The sequence below is a fragment of the Actinocorallia aurantiaca genome (assembly GCF_039533685.1).
Lineage (GTDB): Bacteria > Actinomycetota > Actinomycetes > Streptosporangiales > Streptosporangiaceae > Actinocorallia > Actinocorallia aurantiaca.
The window spans coordinates 99,249-108,278 of record NZ_BAAATZ010000035.1 but is presented as its reverse complement, the minus strand read 5'-3'; the positions used below and the strand labels follow the sequence as shown (position 1 = coordinate 108,278).

9 protein-coding genes are annotated in these 9,030 nt (G+C 69.7%); 6 read left to right on the top strand and 3 right to left on the bottom strand.

Annotated features, from left to right (window positions below; all coding sequences use genetic code 11):
* From ABD327_RS34665 to ABD327_RS34655, 3 genes are all read right to left on the bottom strand, one after another.
* On the bottom strand, nt 1–927 hold a 927-nt coding region (locus ABD327_RS34665), incomplete at its 3' end, for a VOC family protein (RefSeq protein ID WP_344457377.1).
* Between the two features lie 16 nt (nt 928–943).
* Nucleotides 944–1,381 (bottom strand): YybH family protein, encoded by a 438-nt coding sequence (locus ABD327_RS34660; protein ID WP_344457375.1) that lies wholly within the window; start codon nt 1,379–1,381, stop codon nt 944–946.
* A gap of 115 nt (nt 1,382–1,496) precedes the next feature.
* Nucleotides 1,497–2,492, bottom strand: coding sequence for a zinc-binding dehydrogenase (locus ABD327_RS34655; protein WP_344457373.1), 996 nt, complete (start codon nt 2,490–2,492; stop codon nt 1,497–1,499).
* Nucleotides 2,493–2,698: 206 nt separating this feature from the next.
* On the opposite strand from ABD327_RS34655, the gene ABD327_RS34650 reads away from it, so the two are divergent.
* The 6 genes from ABD327_RS34650 (at nt 2,699) to ABD327_RS34625 (ending at nt 8,965) form a co-directional block, all read left to right on the top strand.
* Entirely contained in the window at nt 2,699–3,151 is a 453-nt protein-coding gene (locus ABD327_RS34650) for a DUF3598 family protein (protein WP_344457371.1), read from the top strand.
* Entirely contained in the window at nt 3,151–3,735 is a 585-nt protein-coding gene (locus tag ABD327_RS34645) for a cupin domain-containing protein (protein WP_344457369.1), read from the top strand. The genes ABD327_RS34650 and ABD327_RS34645 overlap by 1 nt, the downstream gene beginning before the upstream one ends.
* A gap of 574 nt (nt 3,736–4,309) precedes the next feature.
* Nucleotides 4,310–5,137 (top strand): IclR family transcriptional regulator, encoded by an 828-nt coding sequence (locus tag ABD327_RS34640; RefSeq protein WP_344457367.1) that lies wholly within the window; start codon nt 4,310–4,312, stop codon nt 5,135–5,137.
* Nucleotides 5,138–5,472: 335 nt separating this feature from the next.
* Entirely contained in the window at nt 5,473–6,342 is an 870-nt protein-coding gene (locus ABD327_RS34635) for a branched-chain amino acid ABC transporter permease (RefSeq protein WP_344457365.1), read from the top strand.
* Nucleotides 6,342–8,231 (top strand): branched-chain amino acid ABC transporter ATP-binding protein/permease, encoded by a 1,890-nt coding sequence (locus ABD327_RS34630; protein ID WP_344457363.1) that lies wholly within the window; start codon nt 6,342–6,344, stop codon nt 8,229–8,231. Before ABD327_RS34635 ends, ABD327_RS34630 begins: the two co-directional genes overlap by 1 nt.
* Nucleotides 8,228–8,965 (top strand): ABC transporter ATP-binding protein, encoded by a 738-nt coding sequence (locus tag ABD327_RS34625; RefSeq protein ID WP_344457361.1) that lies wholly within the window; start codon nt 8,228–8,230, stop codon nt 8,963–8,965. Before ABD327_RS34630 ends, ABD327_RS34625 begins: the two co-directional genes overlap by 4 nt.
* Nucleotides 8,966–9,030 lie beyond the last annotated feature (65 nt).

The window sequence follows — 9,030 nt, the reverse complement described above, 5'->3', positions numbered from 1 at the left end:
GTGCTGGTGGAACTCCAGGACCTCGCCGTCCGGCCCGAAGAAGGACTGGGCGAGTACGGGGCCGTACGGCGGGAGGTCCAGTGCGACCGCCGGGCACACCGGCGCGCCGCCGAGCCCGGTGACCAGCGCGGCGGTGGCCGCGAGGTCGTCGGTGGCCAGCGAGACCGACAGGATGCCGAGCTGCGGTGGCACCGCGCGCTCGTGCTGCCGGACCCCGGGGAACCCGACGTACTGGGCCAGCTCCATGCGGCCGGTCGCCGGGCTGTCCGGGACGTACATGTTGATGTTGCGAAGACCGGTTCCCGGCGGCAGCCGGAAGAAGGACTCCATGCCTTCGACCAGCTTGTCGTAAAGCTCGACGTAGCCGAACGCGGAGTAGAAGTCCGCGGAGGCGCGGGCGTCGGAGACGTGGACCGCGACCGTCTGCAGCGCGCTCGGGCGCCCGTCGTACTCCGCGAGGGGAGACCCTTCGGCGGGTTCCAGCTGGAAGACGTCGAGTATGTTGCCGTCGGGGTCGTAGGACAGCGAGTCCCAGGCGGACAGATCCGCCGACGCCGTCCAGTGGGACGGCTCCGACTTGCTGCTGCCTCCGGCCGCGCGCAGCCGGGCGACGGCGTCATGGATGTCGCCCACCCGGATGTTGAGCGCGTAGTGCCCGTAGTCCTGGGCCCGCGAGTAGTCGCCCCAGTACGGCTCTCCGGGTGCGTCGAACTCCACCAGCCGGAGCAGTCCGGCGGTGGCGCCCTCAGGTCCCAGGACGGCTGTGCGGCCGGTGAGACCGGAGGGCATCTGCCAGAGGAGTTCGACTTCGCGTCCGGCGACCTCCGCCTCGGCGTGCCGCGTGTAGGCGAACGCGTCCCGGTAGAACGAACACGATCGTTCCAGGTCCGCCACGGAGACCGTCGCCGCCCGCAGTTCGCTGATCATGGGTGCCCCTCCCGGTTCAGGACAGGGGGTTGGCGCCCTCGGGCCACCAGTCCCCTGCGCCGTAGGGGTCGTCGAGCGGCTGGGAGCCGTGCTCGTGGACGATGCGCCACTCGCCCTCCTCCAGGCGCACCAGCCAGGTCATCCGCATCCGCAGGCGGCCGACCTTGCCGTCGCCGACGATGCCGTAGTCGATGACTCCGCAGACCTGGGAGAGGGCGTCGCCCTCGTAGACGAAGGGTCCTTCGACCCAGCGGAACTCGGTGATGCCGACCGGCGCCTGGAAGTAGGCGCGCCACCCTTCGGCGATCCGGTCGCCGCCATGGGTGGTCCAGCGCGGGCCTTCGACGAAGACGTAGGCGTCGGCGGCAGGGGAGAAGGTCTCCAGGACGCCGTCCACGTTCTTGTCGATGACGGCGTTGAGCATGGCCTCAGCCGTGCCGAGGGGTGTCCGCATGAGCGTGCCTTCCAGCTTCTGGGCGTTCCGGGCGCCTCGCGGCGGCGGAACATCGGTCTGACTTACGACACTAATTGTCTGATGTATTGAGGGTCAAGGCGGGCGGGGCCCCGCGTCATCCGTGCGAGACGCGCACGATCACCTTGCCGAGGTTCTCCCCGGACATGAGCCGGCGGAAGGCCGCGGGCGCGGACCCGAGGCCTTCGTGGACGTCTTCCAGCGGGCGCAACCGCCCCTCCGCCAGGAGCCCGCCGACCTTGCGGAGGAAGAGCGGCCGCAGGTCCTCGTGGTCGTAGACGACGAATCCGTGCACGACCGCGCGGGTCCGCATCAGGAGCCCCGCGGGCAGCACGGCGGGAGTCCCCACCTCGTTGGCGTTCTCGGGAAGCCCGCACAGCACGACCCGTCCGCCCGGGGCGATCCGGTTCATCACGCCGTCGAGCACCGCGCCGCCGCCCATGTGGAGGTAGCCGTTCACCCCGTCCGGGCAGGCCGTTGCGAGGGCCTCGGTCCAGCGGGGGTCGTGGCGGTCGACGGCCGCGGTGTAGCCGAAGTGCTCGACGGCGATCCGGCATTTCTCCGGCCCGCCGGCGATCGCGACCGTGCGGGCTCCGGCGAGCGCGGCGAGCTGCCCGGCCGCGCCGCCGACGGCTCCGGTCGCGGAGGACACCACGACGGTGTCTCCGGCGGCGGGGCGCATCAGCCGGGTGACCGTGGCGTAGGCGGTGAGGCCGGGTGTGCCGAGAATGCCGAGAAAGGCGGTGCGCGGCACGTCGAGGGGCGCGGGCAGCGGGCTCAGGGACGAGGCGGGGACGGCAGCGTACTCCTGCCAGCCCGTCTCGGCCACGACCCACGCGCCCGAGTCCAGGACCCGGGCTATCGACTTGCCCGAGACGAGATCGCCGGGGGCGATCGGCGGATGCCCCAGGTCGCGGCCGGTCAGAGTGCCCCGGACGTACGGGTCGAGGGAGAGGTCGGCCGTGCGGACCAGCACCTCTCCCGGTCCGGGCCGCGGGATCCCTGCCGTCTCCATTCGGAAGTCGTCCTCGCGGGGGACGCCGACGGGGCGCCGGGCGAGGACGATCCTGCGCTGCGAGGAGGGGAGGCTCACGCGATCCGCTCCTCGCCGGTCAGGACGCGCTTCCGCCGCTCGCCTTCGTGTCCGGCGGACGGCAGCATGCCTTCGCGGATGTTCACGTGTCGCTCCTACTCCGAGGGTGAGACATCAGAGTCGCATAATGGAACGCCGTTCCGATAGGGGGAATGAAAGGGGAGGGTGGCTTGATTTATTAAACATCTGACCTTTAGGCTCCGGGCATGGTCACTCTGCGGGCGCGCCTCACCTCCGTCACCGGGGTCTGGGAGGGCGCCTACACCCACCTGACACCCGGCGGCACCGTGCTGGAGACCTATGCCTCCCGGCAGGAGACCAGGCTGGAAGGCGACCACTGGTACGAGCGGATCATCTACCGGCGGCCGGGGGCCGAACCGCAGGTTCTCGACTTCCGGGCGAGGTTCGAGGGCGACGACGACCTCGTCTTCGGCTCCACCGACTTCGAGGGGCGGGCCCGACTCGTGGACGGGCGCTTCCTGCTGTTCCCCTACCGGTGGCAGGACGAGCCCGGCGTCGAGGTGGTCGAGTTGATCACCTTCGCCGGGGACGACTACAAGTCGCGGCTCTGGAAGACGTTCCGCGACGGCCGGCTCGAGCGGGTCACAGTGGTGGAGGAACACCGCGTCCACGGCGCCGTCCCGGAGATCTGGCATTGATGAGGGAGAGCCGCCTCGTCGACCTCGGCGCCCTCGGCCGGGACTGGACCGGCGTGACCATGCCGGCCGCGTCCGCTCCCGTCCGGCTCGTCCGGCTGCACGCCGATGAGGCCATGGGCTCGTCGGTGTCGCTGGTGCGCTTCCCCCCGGCCTGGTACAGGCCGGGCGCCGGCCACTACACCTGCGCCGAGGAGTTCGTGGTGCTGGAGGGGCGGATCTCCGTGAGCGGAACCGCTTATCCCGCGGGCGCGCACGCCTTTCTGCCCGAGTCGGCGACCCGGGCGGACAGCGCCGTGGACGCTGACGGCTGCCTGGCCGTCGCCTGGTTCTCCGGGCCTCCCCGCTGGCGTGACGGCATCGCGGACGGCGCTCCCGGATCCGGCCGGAAGGCGGAATCCGCCCTCTCCGTGCTGCTTGGTTCCCTCGCGGAACTCCCTGGCCGCCTGCCCGGGACCACGGAGGGAGCCGCGGGCTTCGACGTGACCTTCCTCGAGGCCGGAGTCTGGGTTTACGTCCCGCACGGCGAACCCTTCCCCGATCTGCCCGGCCGCGCCCTCGTTCGCCGCTGGCCGTCCGGAGCCTGAAGCCGAGGCTCCGCCGCTCGCCGGGGCGGGCCGATGGTCGAACCGGCATGGCGGCACCGCATCACCTGAACCGGGGCGTCGCGACGATTCCAAACGTCGGGGAACCTTCCGGGCCTTTCGCTCCTTCCATGAAACGGCCTCCTCGCGTGTGCTCCGGCCGGCCCGTGACACGCCTCCGGGCGGGACATCCACTCCCGGCCGGTACTTCCCAATTTCTTGGAACGGCGTTACTGTCTGCGAAACGGGCACGCAGTACGCGCATTACCGGAAAGGCACGACCCGCGATGACCTACCTCGTCTACCGGATGAAGCTCAGCTCACGGGCTGGCAGTGACATGCGGGGGTTCTGGAACGGGCTGAAGGGCCGGGAGCGCCGGTGTCACAGCGTGATCGGGGGCGCATACCATTCGGCTCCGTCCACGACGGAGGCCGGTGGCGCCCGGGAATCCCGGCGGTCGGTCAGGGCGGGGCGGCGGGAATTCCTCGACACGCGAATTGTCACCGATCTTCCGGTGAGGGCGGGGCTTCAACACCAAAATGGTTGACACCTTGTAGCCGCTTTCCGGAGGAAGACATGCCCACCAAGAATCGCAACACCCTGCCCGGCGATCCCACCGTTCGCGAGAACACCGGACAGGTGATCGCCACCGTCGAGCGGGCCATGGACGTGCTGATGCATTTCGTCGAGACGTCGGCGCCCACGCTGGGGGTGACCGAGCTCGCCGAGGCGCTCGGAATGTCGAAGGCGGCCGTGCACCGGATTCTGTCCTCGTTGCGCGGGAGGCATCTCATCGCTCTCGATCCGGTGAGCAGGCGTTATTCCCTGGGAATCGGTGCCATGCGTCTTGGACTGGCCTATCTGGACAGATTGGACATTCGGCGTATTATCGCGCCCGAGTTGATGACGCTCTCCCAGCGCACCGATGAGACGGCCACCCTGTCCCTTCGCGCCGGCTGGACCCGGATCTACGCTGACCAGGTGACGCCCGCCCGCGAGGTCATCATGAGCGTCTCCCTCGGCGTGCCCTACCCCTTGCACGCGGGCGGCTCGTCCAAGGCGTTCCTCGCCTTCCTCTCGGACGAGGAGATCGAGGCATACCTGTCGGAGGTCCGGCTGGAGCCGCTGACGGATCGCACGATCGGTGATGTTCCCAGGCTGCGCGAGGAGCTCGCGGAGATCCGCGAGCGCGGCTGGGCCCAGTCGTTCGCCGAGCGCATGTCGGGCGCGGCCTCCGTGGCCGCACCCGTCTTCGACCACCACGGCAGACCCGTGGTCGTCGTCAGCGTCTGCGGACCGATGGAGCGGTTCCGCGTGGGAGTCGACGCGTGCGTGGAGGCGCTTCTCGATTCCACACAGAAGCTGTCCGCCCAGATGGGGTGGATCGCACCGGAAGGAAACTGACGACCGTCGCCTTCGTCCCGTGACGGTCCGCTGATCCGGACGGCGTCGCCGTCCTTCCCCGCCATCGGGGGATTCGCGTGGATTCGGCCGCCGGCGGCCGGCACGCGTTCCTTGGCCATGGGCGCAGAAGGCGTCCCGGGTCTCCTCCGTCCGGTCGCAGAACGGGCGGCCACGGCTCAGGTCATCGGACCGACTTCGGAAAACCATATCTGGCGAGTGGTGGTGCTGTAAACGTCTGACTATTGACAGCCGGATGCTGGGAGCTTAGATTTCAAACCCTGTTCCGCTATATGGAACGTGGTTACAGATCTTCGTTTCTCAGAGGAGGCGTGCAGATGAGCCCTGAGGCGATCATCGATGGATTGTTCGCCGGTTCCGTGTACGCCCTGGTCGCACTCGCCCTGACCATCGTCTTCCAGCCGACCCGGATCATGAACTTCGCGCAGGGCGAGGCCGTGATCCTCGGCGCCGCGGTCGCGTATCAGATCGTCGCGCTCGAGAAGCTGGGCTGGGCCGCGACCGTCGGCATCACGCTCGTACTGGCCGCGTTCATGGGTCTGCTCATGGAACGCATGATCATGCTGCCGGTCCGCCTGTCCGGTTCGCGTTACGCGTGGATCATCGCGACACTGGCGGCGGCACTGATCTTCCAATCCCTCTTCAACCTCACCTACTTCGATGTGGACGCCCTGCGGCCGAGCCCTGTCATGGACGGCGGCTTCCAGCTGGCGGGGGTCACCGTGGAGTGGCAGGAGGCGCTGGCGATCCTCGTGGCCCTGGCCGTGATGGTCGGCTACGACCTCTTCCTCCGGCGTTCCGTCTACGGACGGGCTATCCGGGCCACCGCCCACAACACCGACACCTCGGTCCTCATGGGGATCCCGGTCCAGCGCATCATCGGCCTCTCCTTCGTGATCGGCGCGGTGATCACCGCGATCGCGGGCATGCTCGCCGCTCCGGTGATCTTCGTGGCGCCCGCGGCCGGACTGCTGTTCACCATCAAGGGCTTCACCGCCGCGGTGATCGGCGGAGTCGGCTCCCCGCGCGGAGCCCTCGCCGGCGGCATGATCGTCGGTCTCCTCGACACCGTCGTCCGGAGCATGGTCGGAGGCTCCGTCGGCAACTTCGCGGTGTTCGCGGCACTCGCCGTGATCCTGGTCGTGTTCCCGTCCGGCCTGTTCGGCAAGCCCATGGAGGCGCACTGATGACAACGGCGGATTCTCGCGCCCCCGGCGCCGGTGACGGCGCGGCGCGGCGGTCGGTGTTCGACTCGCCCGGCTACCACCGCGCCCGGACGGTGGCGCTGGGCGCTCTGGCGGTCATCGCGGTCGCGGTGCTGATCGCCTGGCCGATGATCACCGACTACTACAGCTACAACTCGGCGTACTACAACGGCCTCGTCGCCTCCGCCGCGATCAGCGCCATCCTGACGATCTCCCTGAACCTCTCCATGGGGTACGGCGGAATGCTGTCGATGATGCACTCCGGACTGCAGCTCGCCGGCGGCTACGCCACCGGGTATCTGGTGGTCCAGCTCAGCGGCTCATGGCTGCTCGGCCTCATCGCCTCGGTGGTCGTGGGAACCGTCGTCGCGATGCTGGTGCTGCTGGTCAGCCTCCGGGCGACCTATCTGTACTTCGGCATGATCACCCTCGCCGCCAACCTGATCGTCATCGAGGTCGGAAAGGAGTGGGACCCGGTCACCGGCGGCATCGTCGGCGTCAGCGGCATCGCCCCCGAGCTGGGCGGCGAGATCATGTCCAAGAAGGCGTTCTACTACGTGGTGCTCGCGTGCCTCGCCCTGATGTACCTGCTGCAGCGCAACCTCGTGCGCAGCGGCGTCGGCCGGGCCTCGATGGCGGTGCGCGAGTCCTCCGACACCGCCTCCGCGATGGGCATCTCGCCTTCCCGCGCCAAGCTCCTGCTCTTCGGCATCTGCGGCGGCATGGCGGGCCTGTCCGGCGCGCTGTACGCGCTGCAGCTCGGCTTCATCAACCCCGACGTCGGCCTGCTCGACAACGGCATCATCTTCTTCGTCGGCCTGTTCCTCGGCGGCATCTCCACCCTGATCGGCCCGATCATCGGCGTCGGCATCATCGCGGTGCTCGTCGAGCTGATCAAGGACCAGGCGCGGTACACCACCCTGGTGCTCGGCCTCCTGCTGCTGGTCGCGATGATCGTGATCCCCCAGGGCCTCGTGGGCACCTGGAGGGCCTCCAAGGCGGGCCGGGACAGGCTGCCCGAGCTGAAGGACGAGGAGCTCCCCGACGAGGTGCCGGACGTGGTGCCGGAGGTGCGCGACGTCCCCGAGGGGACGGCCGCGCTCGAAGGCGGCGGCATCGTGAAGCACTTCGGCGGGGTGCACGCCCTCGACGGAGTCGACATCCGGATCATGCCCGGCACCGTCCACGGGATCATCGGTCCCAACGGGTCGGGGAAGTCCACGCTCGTCTCCTGCCTGACGCGCTACCACCGGATCGACGCCGGACAGGTGAAGATCTTCGGCGAGGAGGCGCCGTCCGCCGCCCACGGCGTCGCGCGCGCGGGAGTGACCCGGGTGTTCCAGGTCCCGCACCTCTTCGAACGGGTCAGCGTCCTGGACAACGTGCTCACCGGCATGCGGATGCAGGAGAGCTACTCCTGGCTCGGCGCCGTCCTGCGGTCGCCCGCCTACCGGCGCCAGGACCGCAGGGAACGCGAGGAGGCCAGGGAGCTGCTCGCCTTCGCGGGGCTCGCGGGCCGCGCCGACTGGCTGGCGTCCTCCCTCTCGCACGGCCAGAAGCGGCTTCTGGAAGTGGTGCGCGCGGTGGCCAGCAGGCCGAAGGTGCTCATCCTGGACGAACCGGCCACCGGCCTGACGTCCGATGAGCTTGACGCCCTCGGGAGGCTGTGCCGGGTGCTGCGCGAGCGCGGGCTCGCCGTCGTGCTCATCGAGCACAACGTCGACTTCGTCATGGGGCTCTGTGACGAGCTCACCGTCCTGGAGAGCGGCAAGGTGATCGAGCGCGGCGCTCCCGAGAAGGTGCGCACTTCGGCGGCGGTCCTCGAGGCGTACCTGGGACGGCCCGACCTGGTGGATGAGGAGGCGCTGTGAGCGCGCTGCTGGAACTGTCCGGGCTGACCGCGGGCTACGGGGGCGTGCGCGCCCTCGACGGGCTCGACCTGCATGTGGACGAGGGAGAGTTCGTGGTGCTGCTCGGCCCCAACGGGGCGGGCAAGACGACGACGATGAAGACCGTGTCCGGCCTGCTCAAGCCGGGCTCCGGCCAGGTCAGGTTCGCCGGGAAGGACCTGGCGAAGGTGCCGGGCTGGCGCCGTCCCGGGCTCGGGCTGGGCCACGTGCCCGAAGGCCGGCAGATCTTCCCCGACCACACGGTCCTGGAGAACCTCGCCCTCGGCGGCTTCCCGACCCGGCGCCGCCGCGCCGAGAACGAGCGCAGGCGCGACGAGCTGCTGGAGATCTTCCCGCGGCTCGCCGAGCGGAGCTCCCAGCCCGCCGGCACCCTCTCGGGGGGCGAGGCGCAGATGCTCGCCATCGCCCGAGCCCTGATGGCGGATCCCCGGCTCCTCATGCTGGACGAGCCGTCCCTCGGCCTGGCCCCGCTCAAGGTCGCCGAGCTGTTCGGCTACCTCAAGCGGCTGCACGCCGAGCGTGGCCTGACCATCCTGCTCGTGGAGCAGCAGGCCGGGACCGCGCTCCGGCTCGCGGACCGCGGATACGTGCTGGAGCGGGGGAGGGTTTCCGTGGAGGGGAGCGCCGCGGAGCTACGGGACGACCCCCGGGTCCAGGCCGCCTACCTCGGGCAGCTCCGGCAGGAGAGCGTCTGAGGTTCCCGCGGGGAGAGCACACGAACCCGGCTGAGGCCGGAACCGGCTTGGCGGGCGACAGAGTG